This is a genomic window from Limisphaera sp. VF-2, assembly GCF_049537125.1.
Taxonomy (GTDB): Bacteria; Verrucomicrobiota; Verrucomicrobiia; order Limisphaerales; family Limisphaeraceae; genus Limisphaera.
This window is the reverse complement of sequence record NZ_JBMVQY010000006.1, coordinates 69779-95122: the sequence shown is the minus strand read 5'-3', so window position 1 is coordinate 95122 and position 25344 is coordinate 69779. Positions and strand designations below refer to the sequence as shown.

Here is a 25344-nt window from a genome sequence, read left to right as displayed (position 1 = left end):
GTGGCCCGGGCTAGCTGCGCCGCCCCATGCCCAGCTCTTGGCGACAATAGCGCAGGCTCCGTTCCAGTTCGGCCCGCTGGTAGGCACGCTCCTCTTCTGCATTGGCGAACCGCTGGCCCGGCAGCGCCCGACCCCGTTTGGCCAGGGCCAGGAACGCGGCAAAATCTGCGGCACGGGCTTTGGGGTACGCCTCCCAAAAGTCGGCCCGCAGATAGGGAAACTCGCGGGCAAAGCCGGAGATGGTCTCGATGTGGACGGGCACCTCGGGGCAAACCTCGGCAAACCGCTGGAACAGGGTCTTGAGATCGAGACACCCTTCCCCCATGGCCGTCCACTGCACCTTGGCCCCCTGCTCGGATTCCCAGACCATGGCGTCGCGCAGGCTGGTACAGATTGTGTACGGGCCCAGGATCTCGAAGCTTCGCACGGGATCCTCCAACGTCCAGCAGGCGTTGCCCGAATCGAAGTTCACCCCCACGTAATCGCGGCCGGCGGCTTCGACCAACTGAGCCAGCTCCCATGCCTGCATGTCACCCGCGTGATTCTCGACGGCAATGCGGACGCCGGCGTCCAGGGCGCGGGACCGACACGCGCGCAACACGCGGACGGTGTCTTCGATCCGCGCCTCGATGCCCCCCGGGGTCCGGCGGTCTTCCAAAGTGCCCAACACCACCCGGAGCACAGGCGAGCCCAGGTCGCGGGCCATGCGAATGCCCAACGCCAGATGCTCCTCCGCCGTGCCCCACTTGTTCCGGAAGGCGCGTGAAGTGGGGCAAATGCTCCAGGTGCCGAGGTACAACTCCAGCCCCAGATCCCGGGCCCGCGCACGCAGTTCGCGCAGGTGCGCAGAGTCGTGGCTCTCGAAGGCATCCAAATCGCTGATGAAAAGGGAGTCGAGTTTGAGCTGTGCGGCATAGTCCATGAGCTGAACCGCCTTCCAGCCCATGGCCCGCACGGCGAAGTTGTCGAAACCGAGTTTGAGACGCGGGCAGGAGTTGTTCTCTGCAGCCCGGGACACGAGGCGGGAACCTGCCAGGCAGGTGGCTCCCACAGCAGCCAGCGCGCTTTGCAGAAACTCGCGTCGACGGCAGGGACCAAGACCGGACATACCCTTTTGCATGAAAGCACTACTAAAGAGCCGGTGGCCCGGCGGCCAGAAAATTTCCTCGGCCGCAACAAACGAAACCTCCAGGTGCAGATGAATCGCAGCTGCCCTACGGCCGCAGTTTTTACCGAGCGTCGCCCGGTCACGTTTCCGGCGCCTCGGAGCGTCCGCGCCGCTTGACCTTTCCCCTGCCCGGGCGCACCGGCACGGCCTTGCCGCTCCCGGTGAGCGCGTCCCCGGGCGCGGAGCTATGTCTCATGAAACCCCAGGGCCACTTGCGGTCCCTTACAGACGAATGGCTCCGTCTCCAGCATGTGAGGCAAAAGCTGTCTCGCTACAAGAAAGCGTGCGAATGCCCTCGAAGAACCGAGGGGTTTGCCCAATATCCCCACTTCTGGAGCGGCGCGCCGACCGCTGGCGCCGTGTCCACAGCGCGGGACGGCCGGTCCACGCACGATCGGCACGAATCGATCGACTCACCCGCGGCCCGAGGGACCGAAGGGATCGCCCATTGCGGAAAGTGGCCACCGCGATGGTTCGCCCTGCGCGCGCACGCACCGAGGCATCCGGGTTCGAGGTCCTTCCACCCCGTCACTCCCTTGCAAGGGCGGCGAGGCGACCCGCGCTGTCTGCCGCAAACCCATTTCCGACTGACAAAGCGACGGGGCCCCGATAGCGTGGGCCCATGAACATGCACAGGGGTTGGATCTGGCTGGCGGTGGGGAGCTTGCTCGGTGGGTTACAGGCAGACGCGGCTTCCGCAGCGCTCGAAGCGGTGGCCTCCTGGCCTCTGCCCTCTGATGCCCGGCCTCCGACCGCCCTGGCGTGGGATCCGGTCGAGCGCCGACTCTTCGTGGCAGCGGAGCAAGCGGATGCCGTGTGGGTCCTGGACACGGAACGAGGGCGCTGGCTCCGCCCGCTCTCGGTGCCCGCGCCGCGGCACCTGTTGTTCGAGGCGCGGCCGGGACTTCTGTACGTCAGCTCGGGGGCCGCAGGCGGCCAGGTGAAGATTCTGGATGTCAACGCGCGCCGAACGCTCAAGACCATCGGCAATCTCCCGGAGGCGGGTCGGATCCACCGTGATGCGCCTTCCACGCGCATCTACGTGGCCTATGGAGCGGGTGCGCTGGCAGTGATCCACGGAGTCACCGGGGTCCATACGCTGTCGGTGCTTTTGCCCGATCGACCCGCCGATTTCGCCATCGAAACCGTGGGCCATCGCATCTTTGTCAATCTCTTCCGTTCCAACGCCGTTGCAGTCGTGGATCGTCTGGCGCGAGAAATGACGGATGTCTGGCCGCTTCCCGAGGGCCGCGGCAACGAATCCATGGCCCTGCACGAGCCCCGGCAGCGCCTCTACGTGGGTTGCACAGATCCACCTCACATTCAGGTTCTCCACACCTCCTCGGGTAAACGGGTGGCACGGTTGGAAACCCCGACAGTCGTGCAATGGCTGTACGTGGACACGGCGCGCGACCGGCTGCTGGCGGGCCCGGTTTCGGGTCCGTTGCGAGCGTGGCAAATCGAGGGCGAGGATCAGCACCGACCCCTGCCCGCGCCTTCGGAATTCAGCAACGCCCACCCTGCCTGCTACGATCCCGAGACCGGAAGGTTGTACGTGGTGATCCCGGGCTCGCCCGGGCAGCCCGGGCTGATTCGGTGTCTGGCGTGGAGCAACTGAGCACCTGCGGCCGGCGGCGGGGCCGCGACTCAGGGGCCGGGAATCTGCAGCGTCATCGCACGAAACTGGCGCTGGGGGCGGGGGAGATCCTTGCAGTCCTGCCCTTGCAGCCGGCGGGTACCGTCATCGCTCACGACCAGCAACCGGCGGGATGCCGCCGCCGACCAAAAGGCCAGGCCCTCGGGATTGAAGCCTTTGAACACCTCAGAGTTCAGTTCTCGAGGGGCCTCACCAGCCCGTCCCGACCAGGCAAAAAGCCGAGACCGGCCGCCGCCATCGGTCGGGCCCGCCACCAGCAAATAGCCGCCTTCCCATTCGAGCGCGCCGCGCAAGCCCAGGCCGCCCAGGGACAGGAAGATCGGGTCGCCGAATCGCGGTGGCTCGGCCCCATCCAGAACGGCATGAGGATTGAGCAGAGGCACGATTAACGCTCGTCCTTCGAACAACGGGCTCCGGAAGCCGATCAGCAGGCCTCCCTCGGCCGAGCGTGCCAGGGCTTCGATGTTGAGGCCGCCCTGCGCCTTGGGCGCTCGGGCCGCTGCCTGATCCAGTCGCAGCCCGCCATAACGCGGGTCACGGTGCAACGCCGCGAGCAGATCGGTATATCGGCCCGGCGGGCTGGAGGCCGGAACGTTCCCGTCCACCCACTCCACCGGAATTCGCACCAGCGCGTGGCGCCGCGGGGCCGCCCGTCCCTCCGCGTTGCGCCCGTGCGAACTGATCCAGAACAAGTGCCCGTCCAGGCGGGCCACCCCTTCGAGATCCATCTCCCGACCCGACCCCTCCGCCGGCCAGAACCGATTCAGATCCAGGGTGCGAACCGGCCATCCGGGTTGGTTCCAATTGTACACCCGCAATTCGTTGTCCTCATCGTTGGCCACCACGAACCGGTCCTCACTCAACGTCTCCACCGCGGAGGCGTCACACATGCCGGCGAAAACCCGGATCTCGGGCCCTGAATCCCCCGCGGCAAATCCGGCAAGGGTCCACAGCAATCCCGTGACGATGAGAAGAAACGTTACCCGGCGGGAGTCTTGTATCTGATGCATGGACAGTCACACTCCTTTCGCCGTGAAAACTTGACCTGTTCCTCTGCGGCGTCAAGAGACACGGGCAGACCCGGGCGTTTGCAAGGTTCACCCGGTCGGGCTGGCGCGGCTCGCCCTGGCAGATCCGGGGCGGCCCCGGCGCGGGCGCACCGTGCCGTTCCGAAAAGGCTGGTCCCGTCCCGGAGGAATTCTCAGATTGAGCACGTGCATCTGGCACGGCTGCGGCTGCGCGACTTTCGGAACTACACCCGGCTGGACGTGACCTTCGAGCCGGGCTTCCACCTGCTGCTGGGCCGAAACGCCCAGGGCAAAACCAACATCCTGGAGGCCATCTATTTGTTGGCCACCCTGCGATCGTTTCGGGGCGTGAGTCATGCCGATCTGGTGCGGTTCGGCCAGAAGGGGTTCCTCGTCGCCGCTCGCATCGTAAGTACCGCCACGCATGACGTGCGCCTCTACTGCTCGGCCCACGAACGACGATTGACCCTCGACCACCAGCCGGTACGACGTCTCACCGATTATTTGGGTACACTCCGCGTCGTGGTCTTCTGCACGGAAGACCTGCAACTGGTCAAAGGGACCGGCCGGAATCGCCGCCGGTTCCTGGATCTGCTGCTGACGCAGACGCAGCCCGACTACCTTCCGCTGCTGCAGAGGTACATGCGGGCGCTTCGGGCCCGAAACGCACTCTTGAAGCAGTCCGCCGTGGACCTGACGGCGCTGGACAGTTTCACCGCAGAACTGGTGAATTGCGGCGAGGAAATCCGACGCCGGCGCCAAGAACTGGTCCCGGCCCTGGCCGAACGTGTCCGGTCTGCCTACCGTCGCATTGCCGGAACTGCCGAGGAGGTCCGCGTCAGCTACCAGCCCTCGGTGCGAACAGATTTCCAAGTGGAACTCGCCCGCGTCCGTACGCGGGAACTCGCGCGTCGCACGACCCTGTTGGGGCCGCACCTGGACGAACTGGAGCTGACCATTCAGGAGCGCCCGGCGGACGCCTTTGCCAGCGAAGGCCAGAAACGATCCCTGGCCCTGGCGCTAAAAATGGCCCAGGCGGAATTCCTCACCCAGGTCCACGGCGCGCCCCCCGTCCTGCTCCTCGATGACGTGATGGGCGAGCTGGACCAACAACGGCGGGCCGCCTTCCTGCCTCTGCTCGAGCGGGCCGACCACGCGCGGAGTCAGGTGTTCATGACAGCCACCGAAGAAAGCTGGCCCCGCGAGCTGGGGCGTCGCCTGCACCGATGGCGAGTGGAAAACGGCACACTCGCACCCCTGCCGGGGGTGCCCGGGTGACTGCCGCCCGCCAAGTCTCTGTCTGGTTCGGACTGATCCGACCTCACGTCGGAATCCCGGCACCCCGCCGACCAGAGCGGGGCACTAAAAGCCACGGACGAGCTCCCTGTCCCGCGCTCTGGTGCTCGGCCCGTCAGGCCAGGCCGCGAAACGGGCCAAACCCACGTTCACCGGCCCACGCTCAATGGCCGCACCCGCATCCACAGCCGCAGCCACCGCCGCTGCGGCGCGGCGAGGTCGAACAGCAGGCATCCTCTCCCGCCCCGCTCCCGGAGCCGGAAGCGAAGACGGAGAACTGTTTGGTCAGCCGCGTCGAGCCGCAGTGCGGACACTGTGTGCCGGTCCAGTCCGTGGATCGAACCAGCACCTCGCTGTCGCGATGACAGTCCTCGCAATGAAACTCGTAGATCGGCATGGACTCAAGGTTAACCAAACGCCGCGCACGCGCAACCGGTTGGATCCTCGTCCCGCCTGCGAAAACGAATCCGTCAAGATCCCAAGGCCCTTGGACGGGCTCTGGCGCTGGCAGGCGCCCGCAACAGCGACTCGGACCCCGGAACACCGGGCCCGACTCCCGACCTTCGTCGACCTGACGAGGCACACTTCGGGAAGGTCCTTTCCCTCCGGGGGGCCCGCGTGGAGCCAGCGTGACGTTTCGCCCTGCCCCAGCCTCCTTGCCAGTGGGACGCAAACCAAAGATACTTCGTCTGTGGAGAACACCATTGCGCAGCTGACGGAAAAACTGCTCGCCTCCTACCGCGAGGTGGGCGGCATCAACCACTTGGACGGACAGAATTTGCCCTCGAAACGGGCCATCGTTCGGATCACGCAGGAGCTGCTGTGTTTGCTGTTCCCCGGTTTTTTTGAAGAACGACCCATTCCGTCGGCGCAAATCAAGACGGTGACCGCGCGGCGACTGCGAACCGTGGCCACGGCTCTGGAACGGGAGATCTATCGCAGCCTGGTCTACATGCCGCCCCCGGAGTATCCGCGCAAAAGCCTGCGCTCGGCCGCCCGATCCATCACTTTGGGCCTGTTGGACAGCCTGCCCCGGCTGCGGGAAATTCTGCAGACCGACATCGAGGCCGCCTACAACGGGGACCCGGCGGCCCTCAGTCGGGAGGAGGTCATCGTGGCCTACCCGTTCGTGGAAACGATCGCCGTCCAGCGACTCGCGCACGAGCTGTATCTGGCCAAGGTGCCCTTGATCCCGCGGATCATGACCGAGTGGGCGCATAGTCGGAGTGGGATGGATCTGCACCCGGGGGCGCAAATCGGGACGCACTTCTTCGTGGACCATTGCACCGGCACGGTCGTGGGGGAAACTGCCGTCATTGGCAACCACGTGAAAATGTATCAGGGCGTCGGCCTGGTGGCGCGGTCGCTGGCCGCCGGTCAGGCACTCAAGGGCCAAAAGCGGCATCCGACGATTGAGGATCATGTGACCATCTATGCGGGAGCCACGATCATGGGCGGGGACACGGTCGTCGGTGCCGGCAGCACCATCGGCGCGAACGTGTTCTTGACGACCAGTGTGCCGCCGCGGTCCCTGGTGGTCCAGAAAGACGCCAACATCCGCGTCATGAGCAAGGGCGAGCACGTGCGGCCCGAGCCGGATGTGCAGATCTGAGGTGCTGGCGGCCGGGCCACTGGCCGTTCGCGGGAAAGACAATCTTGCGGCACAACGGCTCGTCAGGCGGTCTCGCCTGCGCCCACCCTCCTCCCCCGGCGCGAAGGTTCCAGCGACGACCGATTCGGAGGTGCCGGCCGCGCTGAGATTGCGGGAATCCGTGGCTCCAAGAGGCAGCCTTTCAGGTCCGCTTCCCCGGGCAGGCGGCGAATCGAGAAGAAAAAACTGGAGCGGGCGAAGGGAATCGAACCCTCGCGTGCAGCTTGGAAGGCTGCCGTTCTACCACTGAACTACGCCCGCTCTCCAAGGACACTTCCATGGTAACCCGGGCGCTTGCCTTGTCAACGGTCCAACCGTAGCTTCGCCTCCCGGATGAACGCACTGCTGCTCACCGGGGGACGCGTGGTGGACCCGGCCAACCAGTGGGACGGTCCCGCCGATGTGCTGATCCGGGATGGGAAGATTGTCGCTGTGGGCCCGGAGGCTGCCGCCCTTTGCCCGCCCGGGGCGGAGCGCATCGACGTCCGGGGTTGTGTGGTGTGTCCCGGGCTGATTGACATGCACGTCCACTTGCGGGAGCCCGGGCAGACCGCCAAAGAGACCATTGCCACCGGCACGGCCGCCGCCGCCCGGGGCGGGTTCACTTCGGTGGTCTGCATGCCCAACACCTCGCCGGTTGTGGACAACGCCGGCACGGTTGCGCTGATCCATGAGCGGGCGGCGCGCGAGGGGCGGGTGCATGTGTTCGTGGCCGGTGCGATCACGAAGAACCTGGCGGGCGAGGAGCTCGCCCCCATCGGCGGTTTGAAGCGGGCCGGGGTGGTCGCCATCACCGACGACGGTCACTGCGTCCAAAACCACGAGCTCATGCGGCGCGCCATGGAATACGCCCGCATGTTCGATTTGCCCGTGCTGGATCATTGTCAGGATTATTCGCTCGTCAGCGATGGCGTGGCCCACGAAGGACTCTGGAGCACGTTGTTGGGATTGCGCGGATGGCCCGCCGTGGGAGAGGCACTGATCGTCGCCCGCGACATCCTCCTGGCCGAGTTGACCGGCTGCCACGTGCACTGCCAGCACTTGAGCTGCGCCCGCAGTGTGGAACTGGTGCGCGAGGCCCGTCGCCGGGGTGTTCCCATCTCCGCCGAGGCCTGTCCGCACCACTTTGTGCTGACCGACGCCGCCCTGGCCGGCAGCGACAAGTTCTGGAGGCACGACGGCGCCGGCGTGTACGGCATGGCCGGCCGGGCCGAGCTGCCCCAATGGCCGGCCTATGACACCCGCTTCAAAATGAATCCTCCGTTGCGGTCGGCGCGGGATCGCGACGCGATCCTGGAAGGGCTGGCCGATGGCACCATCGAGGTCCTCTGCAGTGATCACGCCCCCCATTGCAGTTTCGAAAAAGAGGTCGAGTTCGACTACGCACCCTTCGGCATCACCGGCCTGGAGACCGAACTGCCATTGGCCCTGATGCAGCTCTACCATGCGGGGCGACTCGGCCTGGCCGAGGTGATTGCACGATTCACCGTGGGGCCGGCGCGCATTCTGCGGTTGAACAAGGGCACCCTCAGCCCGGGCGCAGACGCGGACATTACCGTGTTCGATCCGGATCGCGAATGGGTGTTCACCCCGGAAAGCACCCGCAGCAAATCGAGGAACAGTCCGTTTTACGGTTGGCCCTTGAAGGGACAGGTGTTGATGACCTTCGTCGCCGGCCGACGGGTTTACCCGTGAGCCGGACGACCCGGCTGCCGGTCGCAGTCGGAGCGGGGCGCGTCGACCAGCGGAGCACATCCACGCTGCCTGTGGCGGGCAGGGCTCTGTCTGGCCGGCCACAAGCCCGGCAGGCCGGACGAGGCGGCCAGAAACCCCATACGCGACGCCCGAAAGCGGGGCCTCCCGAGGGCAGCCTCGGATCGCGTGGGAGCTGCCGGTCTCTCCTTCAGGGCGCGCGCGCCCGAAGAACCCTCTGCGCGCCACCAAGGGCCGGATCGAGACGACCCAATTCTCATCCGAAATGTCGCAAAGCCCGGCGAACCTGCTGCACCACCCTCAGGCAGACACCGGCAGGGCCTGCCCCGCGGGTACGGATTCAAAAACGGGTCATTTGCTGGAGTTCTCGGACGCGTGCTTCGATGGCCTCCCGGTTCAACCGGGCGAGCCGTGTCAGACCGAATCCCTCACAACAAAAACTGGCCACCGCGGCGGCGTAAACCATCGCCTTGCGCAATCGGGTCTGCCAAGCCCCCCGCCCCGCCGCCAGAAAGCCCAGCAGAGCGCCGGCGAAGCTGTCTCCGGCGCCGGTGGGATCGACCACGCGCCGGAGAGGATACGCGGGTGCGATGAACATGCCCTCCAACCCGCTCAGCAGGGCGCCGTGCTCGCCCTTTTTCACGATCACCCAGCGCGGCCCCAGAGCACGCAACCGGGGCAGGGCAGCCACGGCGTGGTCTTCGCCTGTCAGTTGTGCAGCCTCGCTGTCGTTGAGGATGAACAGATCGACCCGCCGCAGGAGGCGCAACAGGTCCTCCCGCGCGGTTTGCAGCCACAGGTCCATGGTGTCGGCCGCCACCAGGACAGGCCGGTTCATCTGCTCCAGCACGTGCATTTGGAGCGCAGGCGCAATGTTGCCCAAGAGAACGAACGGGGTTTGCCGGTACGAAGGCGGCAGATCGGGTCGGAACTGCTCGAAGACGCCCAGCTCGGTGTGCAAGGTGCGGCGCCGGTTCATGTTGGCTTCATATTCTCCTGCCCAATGAAACGTGCGCCCGGGGCGGCGCTGCAGCCCGGCCAAATCGATGCCGCGACGCCGGTAAAGCGCAAGGTACGTGCGGGGAAAATCGTCGCCCACCACACCCACCATGCGGACCGGGACGAAAAAACTGGCGGCCACGGCCGCGTAACTGGCTGAGCCGCCCAGAAGTCGATCCCGTTCGCCGCGCGGGGTGCGGATGGAATCCAGTGCCGTCGAACCCACAATCAAGACGCTCATGACAAAAAATGGTTTTGCCGGCGCGCCGGAAGTCCGCCGCCCGAATCATCGTGGCGGGCACGCTAGTGGAATCCTGCCCATCGGGCAACTCAGCAAACAGGCGCCCCGCGGCCGAAGCGCATTGCATTTTCAACACGGGATGATTGGTTCGCAAAGAAAGGCCGGCTCCCCGCGGCCTTCCCGTGCCAACACCGGAAAAACTTCGGCGGGCCCTGGAAGGGTTCCAAACCTGAAATGCGCCAGACTGGAGATCTGCGGCGCCCCGGGCCCTGCTTGCGCCAGAGCCGCGCACGACAATCTTCCAGATCAGCCCGCTTGCGAATTCGATCTCACGCAACCCCTCAAGTGCGGGGAAAGGCTGCTCGCCTCCACCACGCTCTGGGTTTGCCCCCGTGGGACGCGGACGCCCCGGTTTAGACCAGCCGCTCGGGCACGGGGGCGCCTCACTGCCGGGTGCACCGCTGCGCCTCCAATGCGCCACACGGCAGCCCCATCGGGGCATGATTCGTCGGCCCGGGGCAACGCCGCGGATAACCGGGTTTCCGCAATTCCTCCCGCTTTGAAAGGGCGGAATTCGGAGGGGCACGCCCGGTCCTCGGCATGAAAGCCCTCGCGTTGCGGCTCTTCAGGGCACGGTGGGCTCGGCCGTTGGAGGTCCTCGGGGCGTTCCGCCGGGCCGGTGCATGGAAGGCACCTTCGGCGTGTGGATGGGCCCGCGCGATTCGTGCCGGGCAGGGCGCATCTCCCATTTTTCCCGGGCCCATGAACCGAGTTCGCGAGGGGAAACCTGAGTCCAGGCCGAACGACTGGTCCTCCCTGGTTGGGCTTCAAGACAAAGGACCAAACGCGCTCGAGGGCAAATGCACCCGCCCGGTTGGGGTCGGGCCATTGACCCGTCACGGGTGGGGTCCGTAGGATGCAGGCCCGCTCGGGGAACGGGAACTCTTCTGCCGATTCGGAGCCGGCGGGATCGGAGTCGGGCCCAATTCCAGACGCGCATTCCTTTGGGAATCGGTCGAACAAAAACGGTGGCCAGGAGCGGGCGAGAGACGGCGATTGCCAGATATGAGTGGGGCATTCAGAGAGCAGGACCGGAAGGACGAAAACGACGGCCGCAGCGGGAGAGCCGCGCCCGGCAGAACTCCTGGTTCGGCGGAGCCCGGCCCGTTGCATCCGTTCCGGGTCGGTTGCGTCCGCGCGCTCAACACCGTGCCTTTGTGCCGCGGACTGGAGGCGGACCTGGTCTTCGCGTCCCCGGCCGAGCTGGCGCGGCGACTGCGCTCGGGAGAATTGGACGCCGCCCTGGTGAGCGTGGTCGAGCCTCTCTGGCATGATGATTACGACATTCTCGACGGGGTGGCGGTGGCCTGCCTGGGGGAGGTCAAAAGTGTGTTCCTGGCACATCGCCAGCCCCTGCAGCAGATGAAGCTGGTGTATCACGACGCCGGGTCCCTGAGCAGCGTGGCGCTGTTGCGCGTGTTGTTGGCCGAGCAGGGACTTGAGCCGGAGTTCCAGCCCCTGCCCGAGGTGGCGGCGGCGGCAGAGGTGGACAACGTGTTGCTGATCGGGGATGCGGCGCTGGATTTCCTGTTCGCGCCGCACGAACACGCGATCTACGACCTGGGCGTCGCCTGGTATGAACTGACTCGGCTCCCGTTTGTCTTCGCGGTATGGGCTTTGCGACGGTCGCTGGATCACGAGCCCTTGCGCCGTGTCCTGCGCGAGGCCCGCGATTTCGGGATGGAAACGTTGGACCACATTGTGCGGGAGCGCACTGAATACACCATGGATTTCCGCAAGGATTACCTGGGCTGGCACATTCATTACCACCTGGGCGATGACGAAAAGCGCGGGATCAGCCGGTTCATGGAGCTGCTGGAAAAGCACGGCTTGGGACCGGTGTACCCGCCGCGCTACGTTTGGTAGGCGGAAGGGGCCGGCCGATCCCCCGGTGGTTTCTGCGGTCCCCGAAGAGTCGATGCCCCGGTGAGGGACGAGATCCGGCGCCGGCCCGCCGGGCTTGAGGCAACTGAAGCGCTCCTCCCCCCTGCGAGGCACCTTCGAGTGCCCAATGCCGGACCGGTACCCGCCAGACCGGGAGACTCGGCAATCATGCGCGGGGACGAACTTTCCGCTGGGGGCCCGCCGAGTGTGCGCCGGGAAGCCCTCGCGGCAGCCGCTCAGGTTGCCGGAGATTGCGCGGCCGATTCGGCCTCCAAGCGGGCCAGGACCTCCGGATCCCGCACGTCCACCCAACGCCCCTGAATCTCCAAACCCAACAGGCTGTGTCCGGCTCGTGCCATGGCGTTGACCGCGTCCGTCAGTTCATATTCGCCGCGCGGCGATAGTTCCAGACGCGCCATGAACTCGAACACGACCGGTCGAAATGCATAGATGCCGGCGTTGTACCAGACGGGCTGTCCGGGGCGCAGCCACCCATCGCGTTGCAAGGCTTCGAGTTCGGTGGCCGACGGCTTTTCCACAATGCGGTGCAAACGGAAGGCACCGTCGAACAGGGCCAGGCCACCCTGTCGAACATCCTCTCCCCGCGTGACGGTCACGACGCCGTCGCAGGAGTGACTTTGAAACCGGGCGACGACGTCCTGATAGGTTTGCGGGCGAACCAGGATGTCGCCGTAGGTGAGCAAAAAAGGAGAGTCTCCGATGAACGGGCGCGCGGGTTCGGCGGCCCGACCCGTGCCGTTTTGCACCGTTTGCCGACCGAAGACGATGCGGGCACCCCAGCGCTGTCCATCGGCAAAATGAGATTCGATCACCTCGGCGCGGAATCCCGTGACGATGAACAGGTCCCGAATTCCCGCGCTGACGAGTCCTTCGACGATGTGTTCCAAGATCGGCCGACCCTGGACACGGAGCATGGGCTTGGGCAAAGCCTGCGTCAGATCCCGCATGCGCGTGCCACGGCCGGCGGCCAGAATCACAGCCTTCATGCGCTTAAATTGATCGGCCCCGGCCGCGGAAGTAAAAGTTTTTCGCGCAGCCCAACCGGCGCCAGGCGAGTCCGGGCCGCATGGACAACGCCGGTTTGGCGGAACCCCCATCACCAAGGGGCCGAGATGCCGCACCCGCCCGGGGGCCGGGCTGCAAGACGGCTGCCCCGCTGCGAAGATCAACGCCGGCGCCGTCCCGGCGAGAAATGATACCCCCCGCGAATCCGGCCGCCCCTGACACCGCCGGTGTACCGGGACTGGCCATTGGCCTGCGAAGGATCCAACAGGGTGGTGTAACGGTAGCTGAATCCCTCGAGCTGTTCCTGAGGAATGCGACGGGCGATGAAGTGTTCAATAGCCCGGATGTAACGAGCCTCCTGGGCGGTCATCAGCGTGAAGGCCTCGCCCCGGGCTTCGGCCCGGCCCGTACGGCCAATTCGGTGGACGTAATCCTCCGGGTGAAGCGGCACATCGAAGTTGATGACGTGACTGACGTCCGCGATGTCCAGCCCTCGGCTGGCGATGTCGGTGGCCACCAACACCTCGTAGCGACCGTCGCGGAAGCCGCGAAGGGCCTGCTCGCGTTCCGCTTGCGTGCGGTTCGAATGCAGGACCGCCACCGCATGGTTGTGCTGGCGCAGCAGATGGGCCACACGGTCGGCTCCCTGTTTGGTCCGGCAAAAAACGATGACGGACTCGTAGTGAACCCGCTCCAACAAGGCGAGCAGCAGGGCCTCCTTTTGCGACTCGGCCACCGGGTACAACACATGGCGGACGGTGTCCGCCGGTGAACGTCGGACGCCCACTTGCACGGTCTCCGGATCGCGCATGGCCCAGCGAATCAGCGTTTCGATGGCAGGCGGGATGGTGGCCGAAAAAAGCAGGGTCTGCCGCGGTTGCGGGCACTGCTGAAGGATCTCTTTCACGTCCGGCAGGAATCCCATGTCCAGCATGCGATCCGCTTCGTCGAGGACCACGTGGCGGACGCGGTCCAATCGACAAGATCCCCGTTCCATGTGGTCCAGCAATCGCCCCGGAGTGGCCACGAGGACGTCCACCCCGCGCCGCAACGTGTCCAGCTGGCGCCCGTAACCGACGCCCCCGTAGACCACGCCGATGCGGAGATCGGTGAACCGGGCATAATCGTGGAGGGCCGTCTCCACCTGGGCGGCCAGCTCGCGCGTGGGCTCCAGCACCAAGAGACGCGGCCCGGGGCCGTGCCGGTCCAAAAGCTGGAGCAACGGGAGGCCGAACGCCGCAGTCTTGCCGGTGCCGGTTTGTGCGCTGCCGATGAGGTCGCGGCCGGCCAGGATCAGAGGAATGGCGCGCAGTTGGATGGGCGTCGGCTGAGCATAGCCCATGGCGGCCACTCCTTTGAGGAGGGCCGGACTCAGCCCCAGTTTCGCAAACGACATGGCTTTCAATATGGCTCACGAAGGGGAGGTTGTCCAATGACGCTTTTGGGGCTGAAAAGCAGCCGAACGGGGAAGCCTCCATGGCCAGGCCCGATTTTCCTGCTGCGATTCGCTGACATTTCTACGGCAACCCCCCGGCCGGTCCAGTCCCGCCTTGAGCTGATCCCGCCAAAGTTTCTAGCTTCGCCCCCGTGATTGCACTGGTGGATTACGGCAGTGGGAACCTGCGCAGCGTCTGGAAGGCCCTCCGCTACGTGGGAGCGGAGGTGCAGGTGGTGCGGCGGCCCGAAGAGCTTGCGGCGGCCCGCGCGGCCGTCCTGCCCGGGGTCGGGGCGTTCGACGACTGCATGCAGGCGCTGCAGCGGCAGGAGCTGCTGGAAGCCCTCCGACAGTTCATTGCCGGGGGTCGGCCGTTTCTGGGCATTTGCGTGGGTTACCAGGCCCTGTTCGAGCGCAGCGAAGAGTTCAACAGCTGCGCCGCCGGGCTCGGGTTGTTCCGGGGACGCGTCGTCCGGTTTCGGGAACAGCCGGGCCTGAAAATCCCCCAGATTGGCTGGAACCAGATCGAGATTCTCCGTCCTGACTGTCCGCTGTATCGGGGCATTCCGTCCGGCTGCCATGTGTACTTTGTCCACAGTTTCTTTCCCCGGCCGGAATCGGAGGAGATTGTCGCCACGCGCACGGTGTACGGAGAGCCCTTTGCCTCCTCGATCTGGGCGGGCAACGTGTTTGCCACGCAGTTTCATCCGGAAAAGAGCCAGCGCGTGGGTCTGCGTCTGTTGCGCAATTTTGTGGATTTGGCGGAGGCAGCCTGAATCAGCGCGTTGCCGCGTTTGACCGTGGAGTCGGGAACCCCAGGGGAGCGCCCTTTTCCCTTGGCTTTCTCGTGCCGGGAAAAACCCGACACTCCGCCGAGCGTTCAAGGTTGACCAAAACCTGAAAGTTCCACGGCTGAAGCCTTCTGTCGCCGGCCACTTGACTCGAGATCGGAGCGTGCTTTTTTAAGTGGACCCTTGCGGTTGGGTGGACGCGCGGTGCGCGCAGTCGACGCGCGGTCCAGGGCAAGGGCCCGAGACGTTGAACCGTAAAGACAGAACATCGTAGCGGAGAACGAAGACCATGGCACACGAACTTCCTCCCCTGCCCTATCCGGCAGATGCACTGGAACCGCACATCGACCGGCAGACGATGGAGATCCATCACGGCCGGCATCACAAGGCTTACGTGGACAATCTGAACAAGGCGCTGGAGGGGCATCCGGATCTCCAGGCAAAGTCGTTGGAAGCCCTCCTCAAAGATCTGAATGCCGTCCCGGAAAACATCCGGACCGCCGTGCGGAACAACGGAGGTGGCCACTGGAATCACACCTTCTTCTGGCAGATCATGGCGCCCAACGCCGGCGGTGCCCCCGGTGGCCAGCTGGCGCAGGCCATCCAGACCACGTTCGGAAGCTTCGACGAATTCAAGGCCAAATTCGAGGCCGCCGGACTGGGGCGCTTCGGCAGCGGCTGGGCCTGGCTGGTGGTGAACGGGGGCCGGCTGGAAATCGTGTCGACCGCAAACCAGGACAATCCGTTGATGGGCCGCGCGATCGCCGGCTGCGAAGGCACACCGATTCTGGGCGTGGACGTCTGGGAGCACGCCTACTACCTCAAGTACCAGAATCGGCGGGGGGACTACCTCAAGGCCTTTTGGAACGTGGTCAACTGGAGGGAGGTGGAGCGCCGCTACGCGGCGGCTCGCTGAAGCCTGTTCCTCCGCTGCCACGGAACGGCGGGGCCGGTTGCCGGCACGAACGGCGACCGGCCTTTTTGTTGTCTGGAACGCTGGCGGCCCTCGGACCGGATCGGCGTCCGGGGGCTTGGGCTGTCGCAAAGGTCGTGCCCGATGGGAAGGCCGCCGAGCTTTCCCCCGAACCGCACCATTTCCCCGCGCCAGAAGTCGGGAGCCGCACGGCCGCACGCCGGGCGCCGGCGGCGGTCTTGCAGGGAGACCCCTCTGCCCGCGGGAAGGCGCGGGGCGTAAATCCGCGGCGATCGCAGCGGACCCGTCGGGTGCATCACTCGCCCGATCCTGTCGTTCGTGGCATTGTTGTCCGCATTGTGCCTTGCCCTTGCGAGCCCGACTTTTAGGCTTGCAAGGGCGTGAGCGCGAGGTTGCCCACGATCTCGATCATTATTGCGGCCCGCCCGGAGCAGACGGAGGTGCAATCGCTCCGGGCGGCGCAGCAATTGGACTATCCCCGTGAGCTGCTGGAGGTGCTCCTGGCGCGCGGCCGCCAGCCTTCGGTCCAACGCAACGCGGCATTGCGCCTGGCGCGGGGTGAGCTCGTGTATTTTTTGGACGACGATTCGATTCCGGACCCGGCCAACCTGCGCCGCGCGGCTGCGGCGTTTCAGGACGAACGTTTGGAGGTGCTGGGCGGGCCCAATCTCTGTCCGGCCGACGCCCCGGAGCAGGAGCAGGTATTTGCCCTGGTGCTCAGCAGTTGGCTGGCGTTCGGTCCCAGTCGGGCCCGTTACACGCCCGTGGGACCGGCACGGGACACCACCGAGAAGACCCTCATCCTCTGCAACCTCGTGGCACGCCGGAAAACGCTTCTCGAGCTGGGAGGATTCGACGAGACGCTCTATCCCAACGAAGAAAACGCACTGCTGGACGCGATTCTGCGGCGCGGCGGCCGGTTGCGCTATGATCCGGCGTTTGTGGTCCATCGGCGGCCCCGGCCCGACCTGTGGAAGTTCGTCCGCATGTTGTGGACGTACGGCCGCGGCCGTGCCGAACAATTCCGTCGGCTGCCCACCCGGGGTTCCCTGCTGAACTTTGTGCCGCCCCTGTTTGTGGCCTATGTGGCCGCGCTGGTTCTGAGCGGGCCGTTTTGGCCGGCAAGCTGGGCAGGCGGGTGGCGCGTGGCCGCGTTGCCGCTGGGCGCGTATGGCAGCCTGTTGGCCTTCCATGCGCTGAGCTTGTGGCGCCGGCATCCGTGGCGGCGGGTGTGGCGGGCCACCGCGCTGGTCGTGCTGGCGCACTGCGTGTATGGAGCCGGGTTTTGGCGGGGCTGTTTCACCTCGCTGCGGCCGCCCAGTGCGCGCACAACCCAGGAGGTACGGGTCGAGGTCATATCCCCCGCACCCGGGAGCACTGCATCATGAGAATCCCTGCGATCTGGGCTGCGGCATTTCGCACGTGTGCCGATCCGGCACGGGCTCGACGGCACTGGGAACAGCTCTGCGAGGGACCGGCGCGGGAATGGCTCCTGCAGGCCGGGCCGGAACAAGCCCGCGTCTGGAGCGCCCTGCTTTCCGGATCTCAGGTGTTGCCGGCATGGTTGCAGCAACACCCCGACTGGTTGGCGGATCTGACACTGGAGGCGTTACGGCACCCGCGTCGACGCCAGGGCCTGGAAACGGAGTTGCGGAAACGCCTGGCCTCGGCGCCCCCGGATCTGGCGGGTGCCCTGGGCGAGGTGCGCCGCTTCAAACGCAAAGAACAGCTCCGCATTGCGACGCGCGACCTGGCCGGGCTGGCTCCGCTGGAGGAGGTGATCGAGGAATTGTCCGACCTGGCCGATGCCTGTCTGAGCACGGTGTGGGAGCGATGCTGGCAGGAGGCCGTGCAGCGGTATGGAGTCCCGTACCAACAGGATCCCGACGGCCGCTGGCGACCGGCCACCGCGTGCCTGCTGGGCATGGGAAAACTCGGCGGGCGGGAGCTGAATTATTCTTCGGACGTGGACCTGCTGTTTGTTTACAGCGGAGAGGGTTGGGTCTACGCCCAGCCTCCCAAAGGCCCGCGCCCGCCGACCCCGCGCCTGAATGCTCACCAGTTCTTCAACCGGCTGGCAGAACTTTTCATTGCCGAAGTGACGCGGCTGACCCCCGAGGGGGACCTGTACCGGGTGGACATGCGACTCCGCCCGGAGGGCGAGGCGGGCCCGCTGGCCCGTTCCCTGAGCAGTTACGAAAACTACTACGCCCAGTGGGGCCAGACCTGGGAACGGATGATGCTGATCAAGGCGCGCCGCGTGGCGGGCGATCCCGAGCTGGCCGCGGACTTTTTGGAAACGGTGCAGCCCTTTCGGTATCCGCGCTCGATCAGCCCCGCGGTGCTGGAGGAAGTGGCGGCGCTGAAGCTGCGCATCGAGTCCGAGGTCCTCAAGCCGGAGGAGTTGCACCGCCATGTGAAACTGGGGCGTGGCGGGATCCGGGAAATCGAATTCCTCGTGCAGGTCCTTCAACTCTTGCACGGGGGACGCCAGCCGTTTCTCCAACAGTCCAGGACGCTGCCGGCACTGGAAAAACTGGCGCAATACGAGCTGCTGCCACCGGCCACGGCGCGCAGTCTGGCCGAAGCCTACCGGTTCCTGCGACAGGTGGAGCACCGGCTCCAAATGGAAGCGCATCAGCAGACGCATTTGCTGCCGGACCGGGCGGAGGATTTGAAGCGGCTGGCGCGGCTGATGGGGTTCGGCGACGCCCGTGAGTTCATGGCCGCCTATGAACGGCACACGGCGCTGGTGCGGGAGGCCTATGATCGGTTGTTTGGCCCCGCGCAGGTCCGCCCCCAGGCCCGCCCGCCGTTTCCCGATCGGTTCCGCGGCAGGGAATCAGAATGGCAGGCGTTGCTGGCCGGACACGGTTTCCGCGATCCCGCACAAGCCGTACGTCGTTTGCAGGAGTTCGTGGAGGGACCGGGGTTTGTGCATGTCTCGGCCCGGACCTCGGAGCTGGCCCTGCGGCTGGTGGAACGGTTTTTGCAGCGTTGTCCCGGAGGCACCGGGCAGATGGTGAGAGCAGGTTCGGCCCAGACGCAGTTGCTGGCCGAGCTGCCGGTGTTGTCCGACCCGGACCGGGTTCTCACGCGTCTGGACAGTTACGTGCAGGCCTACGGGGCGCGGGCGACGTTGTACGAGACCTGGCACAGCAACCCCACACTGTTCGATTTGTTGCTGCTGCTGTTCGACCGGTCGGAGTTCCTGGCCGAGGCGGCCATTCGCACCCCTGATCTGGTCGAAGACCAGGTCCTCAGCGGTCGGCTCAAGCGGCGTCGGACGGCTGCCGAGATTTTGCAGGACTTGCGCCACGGGCGGGAGGACCCGGATCAGATGGCCTGGTTGCGCAAGTACCACCAGGCCGAGCAAATGCGGATCGGGTTGCGCGACATCCTGGGTCTGGCGGATCCGGAACAGTACCTGGAGGAGCTCACGGCACTGGCCGAGGCCTGCCTGCAGTACGCCGTGGAAGTGGTGATGCGACGCCACGGGCTGCCGCAGCCACCCTTTGCCGTGATCGGGCTGGGCAAGCTCGGCGGGGGCGAGATCGATTACGGTTCGGATCTGGATGTGTTGCTGGTGAGTTCGGTCCCGGCCCGGAACTTGGCGCGCTGTCAGAAATGGGCGGCGGAATGGATGGAATTGCTGGGCACGCGCACGGAGCATGGACTGGTCTTTCCGATGGACGCCCGGCTGCGTCCGGACGGAGAGAAAGGCCTGCTGGTGAACACGCTGGAGGCGCACGAGGATTACTATCGACGGCGCGCCCAGTTGTGGGAGATCCAGGCGCTGAGCCGCAGCCGCGCCGTGGCCGGCGATTTGGAACTGGGCCGGGTGTTCGAGTCCATGGCGGCAGCGTTGACAAACTTCCGAGCCGAGCATGTAGCGGCGGGGTTCCCGTGGCGCGACCGACCGCGCACGGCCGCCGGGCGGCGCCGAGGCGCTTCAACCTCGGGCCTGGCGGCGTGGTCGCCGGATTGGAAACAACGAATTCACCAGATGCGGCTGCGGATCGAAAAGGAACGCACCCCGCCGGGGCAGGACGAGCTGGCCATCAAAACGGGGCGTGGAGGGCTGATGGACGCCGAATTTGTGGCCCAAGCCTTTTGTCTGGAGCAGGGCTGGCGTGAGCCGAACACCCTTCGGGCTCTGTACCGGGCGCGGGACTCGGGCTGGCTGCCAAACGCCGACCGGCTCATCGAAAACTATCGCCGGCTCCGGCGGGTCGAAGGTGTGTTGCGCCGCTGGAGTTACGAGGGCGAATCGGTCCTGCCGGTGGATCCGGCGCCCTACCGGCGGGTGTCGGTGCGGTGCGGCTTCGAAACCCCGGAGGCGTTCCGCGCGGCACTGGCCCAATGGCGGCAGGCAATTCGCGAAGTGTACGAGCAGGTGTTCGGAGCAACCCCCGGCGCGCCACTCCCAGGCGGCCCCGCAGCCAAGCGGCCCTTCTCGTCCACGCCCGACGGCTCCCGCTAACCTGCCGAGGCGCACTCGGCCACCAGCGCCGGGGCCGGGATCCGTTCCGGTTGTTGAACGCGCTCCCAGGCCGCCTGAATCTGTTCCACCAGCCGTTCCGCGGTCAAACCGTACTTGCGCCGCAAGTGCTCGACCGTGCTGGCGTGTTCGATGAACTGGTCCGGCCAGCCCAGGCGCACCACCGGCGTGGTGATGCCACGGTCGCTGTAAAGCTCGAGCACAGCCGACCCGTACCCGCCCATGAGCACGTGGTCTTCCAACGTGGCCACCACGTGCGCCGTGCGACCAAAGAACTCGTGGGTGCCGGCGTCCAGGGGCTTGAAAAACCGCGGGTTGATCAGAGCGACGTCCCAGCCCGCCGCCCGAAGAAGCTCCGCAGCTTTCCGCGCCACTGATTGCATGTTGCCCAGGGCGAACAAGGCCGCCCGGGGATGTCCCTGGCCGCTGAAAGGTTGAAGAACCTCGGCCTTTCCGATTTCCAACGGCTGCGGCTGGTCCTTCAGGGGCACCCCTTCGGCCGGGCCGCGCGGGTAACGGATGAAACAGGGGTGGGACTGCAGGGTGGCGGTAAAGAGCATGTCCTGCAGTTCGTCCTCGTCCTTCGGAGCCATGCCAATGACGTTGGGCAGGCAGCGGAGATACGCGATATCGAACAACCCGTGATGCGTGGGGCCGTCGTTGGCGGACAAGCCGGCGCGGTCCATGCAAAAGATGACCGGCAGATCCTGCAGGCAGACATCGTGGTGGATGCAGTCGTACGCCCGCTGCAGGAACGTGGAGTAAATGGCGCAAACCGGGCGGAATCCCATGGTCGCCATGCCGGCGGCAAAAATGACGGCGTGCTCCTCGGCGATCCCGACGTCGAAGTAACGATCGGGAAAGGTTTTCTCCAGCAGCTTCAGCCCGGTGCCACTGGGCATGGCCGCCGTAATGCCCACCAGGTAGTTGTTTTGCCGACAAAGCTTGACCAGCACCTGGCCAAACACGTCCTGCCAGTTGGGGGGGGTGCCGGCCTTGGGTGGGGGTGAGTCGCCCGTGCGAATGTCGTACGGACCCGACCCGTGGAATTTCTCCGGATTGCGAATGGCGGCTTCGAATCCCCGACCCTTCTGCGTCAGCACGTGGATCACAATCGGCTCTTCGCAGGTTTTCGCGAACTCCAGCGTGCTGATCAAAAGGGGCAGGTCGTGTCCGTCGATGGGGCCGAGATAGCGCAGCCCCATTTCCTCGAACAACACCGGGTTGCCGTAGCCGCCGCGACCGTCGGCGTCCTGGGGCCGGCCCGACACTTCCGAGGTGGGCCGAAGCCCCACGCCCGCCAGGGCCCCCTTGAAGCCCTCCTCGGCTTTGTGGGCCAGTTTCAGCGCCAACTCCCCCTTCGGCAGTTTCAGCAGGAACTTTTGAAACTCCCGAGAAAACGCGTTGTATCGCGGATGGGTGATGAGACGGTTCAAATACCTGGCAATGGCGCCCACATTTCGGGCGATGCTGTATTCGTTGTCGTTGAGGATGCCGATGAACCGGCGGGTCGTTTGGGCGATGTTGTTGAGCGCCTCGTACGAAATGCCGTTGGTGAGAGCCGCGTCCCCGAAGATGCAGACAATGTGTTCGTTGGTGCCCAGGCGGTCCCGGGCGGCGCACATCCCCAGAGCGGCGGAGAGGGCGGTGCCCGCATGGCCGGCGCCGTAGCAGTCGTGCGGGCTCTCGCTGCGGCTGGCAAAGCCGCTCAACCCGTCGGTGGTGCGGATGGTGTGAAATCGATTCTTCCGCCCGGTCAGGATCTTGTGCACATAACACTGATGACTGACATCCCAAACAAACTTGTCGCGCGGGGTCTCGAACACCCGGTGCAGGGCCAGGGTCAATTCGACCACGCCCAGATTGGGGCCCACATGACCGCCGTTGACCGACAGCACGCGAATGAGTTCTTCCCGGATTTCCTGGGCCAGTACCGCCAACTGCTCCAGGGTCAAGTTCTTCACGTGCTGCGGATGGTCAACCATGTCCAGGTATCGTTTCATGGGGTACGGGCGCAAAGTCGGCCGGGCCAAACCGGAAAGAATGAATCTGCTCCCAACCGTCAGCCCTCCGGGGTTTCCTCCGCGGCCAGGGGTTTCAGGCGAAACTGCCCTTCCGACGTCTTTTCCAGCTGCTGCACTTTCAGTTCCGCTTCCGCCAGTTTGCGGGCACACACCGAGGCCAGTTTCATGCCCTGTTCATATTCGGCCAGGAGCTTCTCCAGGGGCAGGTCGCCACTCTCCATGGCCTCGACAATGCTTTCCAGGCGCTCCAAGGCTGCCTCGAACGACAGGTCCTCGAGCGCCGGCACGGGATCGTTGTTGGACGATTTCGCCATACTGCAATCTGGGCGCAGCTTAGGCCAAAGGAGCAAGGTCGTCCAGTCCCCAGCCGGCGGGCCGCAAACCGGAGCCCGGGCTTCCTTCGCTTGCGTGGTAGTGTGGCGGCATCGAAGACAAGAAGGCACCGGGCGGTCGCGCAAAGCGCCATCCAGCCCCCCAAAACTGCGGCGCGGATCCCACTCCGGGGCGATCCGAGCCGGTTTGCAGTCGGCGGGATAATCGCCGATGCGTCGCTTTCGCCATGGTTTTGGCCAAGCCGCGCCCACCGCAATTTCAACCCACTACCTGGAAACCGCTCTGAATGGACCCGCTGGGAAGGCGCGGGGGAGCCCCAGCCCCAGCGGGATAGACGGCAGCCCACAGGTGGCATCCCCGCTTTGCCGGGTTCCCGAATGCGACGGGAAAGGCCCTTGGATCCTGGAGGCCGTCGGCAGGGCATCTCCGACCAAACGCGCTCCGCGACCGCGTCCGTCTTCGGACCCCGCCGCAACGTGCGACGCCCCGGGGCTCTTCATGGGCTTCGATGTTTCCTCGTCCAGGTTCGCGCGGCCTCCGAAAGGTGGGCGGGTTCCATCGGCGCTGCGTCTGTTCCGTCTGTAGAGGCAATCCCTGGCCGATCTATTTGGGCGCGCACGGGGCCGCCTCCACCCCGGCTTCATGCTCGGGGAACTCCATCCCATGGCAACATGGCGACGATCCCCGTGACAACCCGATGCCGACCGGCCCCGGTCCGTGCGATCGGGGAAGCCATGACCCTGCAGTTCGCCCTGCGGCTGGAAAAAGCCCACGGTTGCTTTTGCTTTTCGCGGCCGCCGGCGATAGTGTCGCCGACGGCGAACCATGAAAACGACGCGTTTGGCGGTGGCAATGTTGGGCTGGGCCTTGACCGGGGGCGGCCTGCGGGCCTGGGACTACGAGGTGCACCGGGCCATTGTGGATCTGGCGTTTGCAGCGTTGCCCACGAATTATCCCGGTTTCGTGTTTGAACCGGCGGCTCGGGAACGCGTCCGGTTTCTCTCGGGGGAACCCGACCGGTGGCGCAACGCCGCCTCGGACGTCGTTTTCAGTCATGCCACCGCCGCCGATCATTACCTCGACCTGGAGGATTTGGAGGCGCTGGACTTGAAGCCGGACGACCTGCCGGTCTTTCGCTATGAATTTGCCGCCCGCGTTCTGGCAGCGCGTGCGGCCCATCCGGAACGTTTCGAGGCCATCGATCCGGCACGGGATCGGGATCGCACGCGTGCGTTTCCCGGATTTCTGCCTTGGACCATCGCCGAGGGCGTGGGCCATCTGAAGTCGGCCTTCTCGTATCTTCGTGCGTACGAGACCCTTGGGGGCACGTCCGAAGAGATGGATAACGCCCGCCAAAACGTGCTCTATGCGATGGGCGTCCTGAGTCACTTCGTGGGCGACGCCACCCAACCCCTCCACACCACGCGGCATCATCACGGCTGGGTCGGCGAGAACCCCAAGGGATACACCACAGACCGCGGAATCCACGCATGGATCGACGGAGGGTTTTTCGAACGCACCGGGGGAGTGCAGGTGGAGTCTCTGCGATCCCGACTCCGACCGGCCCGGGTGTTGGAGGGGACCCGCTCTCCGGAGGAACTGTTTCGCACCATCACAGCCTGGCTGATGGAACAACACCGACAGGTGGAACCACTCTACCAGCAACACAAAGAGGGCAAATTCAGCGGCATCGGCGTGGACGGCCAGGCGGGACGGCTCCTGCTCGAGGAACAGTTGGTGCGGGCCGCCCAGATGCTGGCGGACCTTTGGTTCACGGCCTGGGCCCAAGCGCCCGCCGACAGCTACCTGCAACGCAAACTCCAGGAGCGCCTGCCGCGTCCGAGCGGGCCGCTCCGCCTCTTGGTGGTCACCGGGGGACACGGGTTCGACCGACTCCCCTTCCATGCCATGTTCGCCGGTTTCAGCAACATGACCTTCCGCATCGTCGAACACCCGCACGCTCATGCCTGGTTCCGTCCCGAGCACACCAACCTGTACGACGTCATCGTCCTTTACGACATGTGGCAGCAGATCAGTGCCGAAGCCCGGCTGGATTTCGTCCGGGTCACGACCAGCGGCAAGGGTGTGGTGGCCCTGCACCATGCGCTGGCCGGGTACAGCGACTGGGACGACTACGCGGAACTGCTGGGGGGCCGGTATCTGTTCAAACCCATGACCCTGGAAGGTCGTCCCCACCCGGCCTCAAGCTATAAACACGACGTCCGCTTCCGCGTGCGCGTGGCCGATCCCCATCACCCCGTCACGCGCGGAGTGTCGGACTACGAGGTGCTGGACGAAACGTACAAGGACTATTGGGTGGCCAACGGCGTCAAGCCCCTGTTGACGACCGACGAGCCCACAAGCACCCCCGTGGTCGGCTGGGCCAAAACCAACGGATTGTCCCGCTGGGTCTATCTGCAGGGAGGCCACGACCGGAACGCGTGGGAACATCCGGCCTACCGCAAGCTCGTGGAACAAGCCATCCGCTGGGTGGCCGGGCAGACGGGAGACTGATCTCCGCTCTCTTCGCGGGCCCCCTGGCAGGGTCGCTTTGTCAAGGTGGTCTCTTCGGCCCGGATTCCTCCACTGTGTCCCCGCGCCCC

Annotated in this window: 18 protein-coding genes and 1 tRNA gene; 10 read left to right on the top strand and 9 right to left on the bottom strand. The window is 65.6% G+C overall.

What is annotated here, in order from left to right; translation table 11 throughout:
- Nucleotides 1-10: 10 nt before the first annotated feature.
- Entirely contained in the window at nucleotides 11-1108 is a 1098-nt protein-coding gene (locus tag ACPDIT_RS14700; RefSeq protein ID WP_423444749.1) for a sugar phosphate isomerase/epimerase family protein, read from the bottom strand.
- Between the two features lie 682 nt (nucleotides 1109-1790).
- Here ACPDIT_RS14700 and ACPDIT_RS14695 point away from each other — a divergent pair.
- A complete protein-coding gene (locus ACPDIT_RS14695; protein ID WP_423444747.1) occupies nucleotides 1791-2786 on the top strand; it encodes a YncE family protein in 996 nt (331 codons plus the stop codon).
- Between the two features lie 29 nt (nucleotides 2787-2815).
- Here ACPDIT_RS14695 and ACPDIT_RS14690 read toward each other — a convergent pair whose 3' ends face one another.
- On the bottom strand, nucleotides 2816-3835 hold the full coding sequence (locus ACPDIT_RS14690) for a DUF3616 domain-containing protein (protein ID WP_423444745.1): 1020 nt from the start codon (nucleotides 3833-3835) through the stop codon (nucleotides 2816-2818).
- A 204-nt stretch (nucleotides 3836-4039) separates the two neighbouring features.
- Here ACPDIT_RS14690 and recF point away from each other — a divergent pair, with 204 nt between their 5' ends.
- Nucleotides 4040-5131 (top strand): DNA replication/repair protein RecF, encoded by a 1092-nt coding sequence (gene recF / locus ACPDIT_RS14685; protein ID WP_423444743.1) that lies wholly within the window; start codon nucleotides 4040-4042, stop codon nucleotides 5129-5131.
- Nucleotides 5132-5312: 181 nt separating this feature from the next.
- Here recF and ACPDIT_RS14680 read toward each other — a convergent pair whose 3' ends face one another.
- Nucleotides 5313-5546, bottom strand: coding sequence for an FmdB family zinc ribbon protein (locus tag ACPDIT_RS14680; RefSeq protein ID WP_423444741.1), 234 nt, complete (start codon nucleotides 5544-5546; stop codon nucleotides 5313-5315).
- A 294-nt stretch (nucleotides 5547-5840) separates the two neighbouring features.
- On the opposite strand from ACPDIT_RS14680, the gene ACPDIT_RS14675 reads away from it, so the two are divergent.
- A complete protein-coding gene (locus tag ACPDIT_RS14675) occupies nucleotides 5841-6761 on the top strand; it encodes a serine O-acetyltransferase (RefSeq protein ID WP_423444739.1) in 921 nt (306 codons plus the stop codon).
- A gap of 226 nt (nucleotides 6762-6987) precedes the next feature.
- Here ACPDIT_RS14675 and ACPDIT_RS14670 read toward each other — a convergent pair.
- A tRNA-Gly gene (locus ACPDIT_RS14670) sits at nucleotides 6988-7061 on the bottom strand.
- Nucleotides 7062-7133: 72 nt separating this feature from the next.
- On the opposite strand from ACPDIT_RS14670, the gene ACPDIT_RS14665 reads away from it, so the two are divergent.
- On the top strand, nucleotides 7134-8495 hold the full coding sequence (locus tag ACPDIT_RS14665) for a dihydroorotase (protein ID WP_423444737.1): 1362 nt from the start codon (nucleotides 7134-7136) through the stop codon (nucleotides 8493-8495).
- Between the two features lie 358 nt (nucleotides 8496-8853).
- On the opposite strand, the gene ACPDIT_RS14660 is transcribed toward ACPDIT_RS14665, so the two are convergent.
- The gene (locus ACPDIT_RS14660; protein ID WP_423444735.1) at nucleotides 8854-9753 is read right to left on the bottom strand and encodes a PfkB family carbohydrate kinase; all 900 of its coding nucleotides are present in this window, start codon (nucleotides 9751-9753) and stop codon (nucleotides 8854-8856) included.
- Between the two features lie 1065 nt (nucleotides 9754-10818).
- On the opposite strand from ACPDIT_RS14660, the gene ACPDIT_RS14655 reads away from it, so the two are divergent.
- Nucleotides 10819-11679 carry a menaquinone biosynthesis protein gene (locus ACPDIT_RS14655; RefSeq protein ID WP_423444733.1) on the top strand — a complete coding sequence of 287 codons (861 nt, stop codon included), beginning with the start codon at nucleotides 10819-10821 and terminating at the stop codon, nucleotides 11677-11679.
- A 254-nt stretch (nucleotides 11680-11933) separates the two neighbouring features.
- On the opposite strand, the gene ACPDIT_RS14650 is transcribed toward ACPDIT_RS14655, so the two are convergent.
- Nucleotides 11934-12704, bottom strand: a complete 771-nt coding sequence (locus ACPDIT_RS14650; RefSeq protein ID WP_423444731.1) for a nucleotidyltransferase family protein — start codon at nucleotides 12702-12704, stop codon at nucleotides 11934-11936.
- Nucleotides 12705-12883: 179 nt separating this feature from the next.
- On the bottom strand, nucleotides 12884-14119 hold the full coding sequence (locus ACPDIT_RS14645) for a DEAD/DEAH box helicase (protein WP_423444729.1): 1236 nt from the start codon (nucleotides 14117-14119) through the stop codon (nucleotides 12884-12886).
- 191 nt (nucleotides 14120-14310) lie between these two features.
- Here ACPDIT_RS14645 and hisH point away from each other — a divergent pair, with 191 nt between their 5' ends.
- The 4 genes from hisH (at nucleotide 14311) to glnE (ending at nucleotide 20366) form a co-directional block, all read left to right on the top strand.
- Complete coding sequence (hisH, locus tag ACPDIT_RS14640) at nucleotides 14311-14934, top strand: imidazole glycerol phosphate synthase subunit HisH (RefSeq protein WP_423444727.1); 624 nt, start codon at nucleotides 14311-14313, stop codon at nucleotides 14932-14934.
- Between the two features lie 304 nt (nucleotides 14935-15238).
- A complete protein-coding gene (locus tag ACPDIT_RS14635; RefSeq protein ID WP_423444725.1) occupies nucleotides 15239-15865 on the top strand; it encodes a superoxide dismutase in 627 nt (208 codons plus the stop codon).
- Between the two features lie 398 nt (nucleotides 15866-16263).
- Nucleotides 16264-17271, top strand: a complete 1008-nt coding sequence (locus ACPDIT_RS14630) for a glycosyltransferase (RefSeq protein ID WP_423444723.1) — start codon at nucleotides 16264-16266, stop codon at nucleotides 17269-17271.
- Entirely contained in the window at nucleotides 17268-20366 is a 3099-nt protein-coding gene (glnE, locus tag ACPDIT_RS14625; protein WP_423444721.1) for a bifunctional [glutamate--ammonia ligase]-adenylyl-L-tyrosine phosphorylase/[glutamate--ammonia-ligase] adenylyltransferase, read from the top strand. The genes ACPDIT_RS14630 and glnE overlap by 4 nt, the downstream gene beginning before the upstream one ends.
- On the opposite strand, the gene ACPDIT_RS14620 is transcribed toward glnE, so the two are convergent.
- Nucleotides 20363-22387 (bottom strand): 1-deoxy-D-xylulose-5-phosphate synthase, encoded by a 2025-nt coding sequence (locus ACPDIT_RS14620; RefSeq protein WP_423444719.1) that lies wholly within the window; start codon nucleotides 22385-22387, stop codon nucleotides 20363-20365. The genes glnE and ACPDIT_RS14620 overlap by 4 nt on opposite strands.
- Nucleotides 22388-22446: 59 nt before the next feature.
- Nucleotides 22447-22722: an exodeoxyribonuclease VII small subunit gene (gene xseB / locus ACPDIT_RS14615; protein WP_423444717.1), complete on the bottom strand. Its 276-nt coding sequence runs from the start codon at nucleotides 22720-22722 to the stop codon at nucleotides 22447-22449.
- An 844-nt stretch (nucleotides 22723-23566) separates the two neighbouring features.
- On the opposite strand from xseB, the gene ACPDIT_RS14610 reads away from it, so the two are divergent.
- A complete protein-coding gene (locus tag ACPDIT_RS14610; RefSeq protein ID WP_423444715.1) occupies nucleotides 23567-25255 on the top strand; it encodes a ThuA domain-containing protein in 1689 nt (562 codons plus the stop codon).
- Nucleotides 25256-25344: the final 89 nt, after the last annotated feature.

Coding starts and splice junctions, on each gene's coding strand:
- ACPDIT_RS14700 (WP_423444749.1), bottom strand. CDS start 1,108: ATGTCCGGTCTTGGTCCCTGCCGTCGACGCGAGTTTCTGCAAAGCGCG.
- ACPDIT_RS14695 (WP_423444747.1), top strand. CDS start 1,791: ATGAACATGCACAGGGGTTGGATCTGGCTGGCGGTGGGGAGCTTGCTC.
- ACPDIT_RS14690 (WP_423444745.1), bottom strand. CDS start 3,835: ATGCATCAGATACAAGACTCCCGCCGGGTAACGTTTCTTCTCATCGTC.
- ACPDIT_RS14680 (WP_423444741.1), bottom strand. CDS start 5,546: ATGCCGATCTACGAGTTTCATTGCGAGGACTGTCATCGCGACAGCGAG.
- ACPDIT_RS14665 (WP_423444737.1), top strand. CDS start 7,134: ATGAACGCACTGCTGCTCACCGGGGGACGCGTGGTGGACCCGGCCAAC.
- ACPDIT_RS14660 (WP_423444735.1), bottom strand. CDS start 9,753: ATGAGCGTCTTGATTGTGGGTTCGACGGCACTGGATTCCATCCGCACC.
- ACPDIT_RS14655 (WP_423444733.1), top strand. CDS start 10,819: ATGAGTGGGGCATTCAGAGAGCAGGACCGGAAGGACGAAAACGACGGC.
- ACPDIT_RS14650 (WP_423444731.1), bottom strand. CDS start 12,704: ATGAAGGCTGTGATTCTGGCCGCCGGCCGTGGCACGCGCATGCGGGAT.
- ACPDIT_RS14645 (WP_423444729.1), bottom strand. CDS start 14,119: ATGTCGTTTGCGAAACTGGGGCTGAGTCCGGCCCTCCTCAAAGGAGTG.
- ACPDIT_RS14635 (WP_423444725.1), top strand. CDS start 15,239: ATGGCACACGAACTTCCTCCCCTGCCCTATCCGGCAGATGCACTGGAA.
- glnE (WP_423444721.1), top strand. CDS start 17,268: ATGAGAATCCCTGCGATCTGGGCTGCGGCATTTCGCACGTGTGCCGAT.
- ACPDIT_RS14620 (WP_423444719.1), bottom strand. CDS start 22,387: ATGAAACGATACCTGGACATGGTTGACCATCCGCAGCACGTGAAGAAC.
- xseB (WP_423444717.1), bottom strand. CDS start 22,722: ATGGCGAAATCGTCCAACAACGATCCCGTGCCGGCGCTCGAGGACCTG.
- ACPDIT_RS14610 (WP_423444715.1), top strand. CDS start 23,567: ATGAAAACGACGCGTTTGGCGGTGGCAATGTTGGGCTGGGCCTTGACC.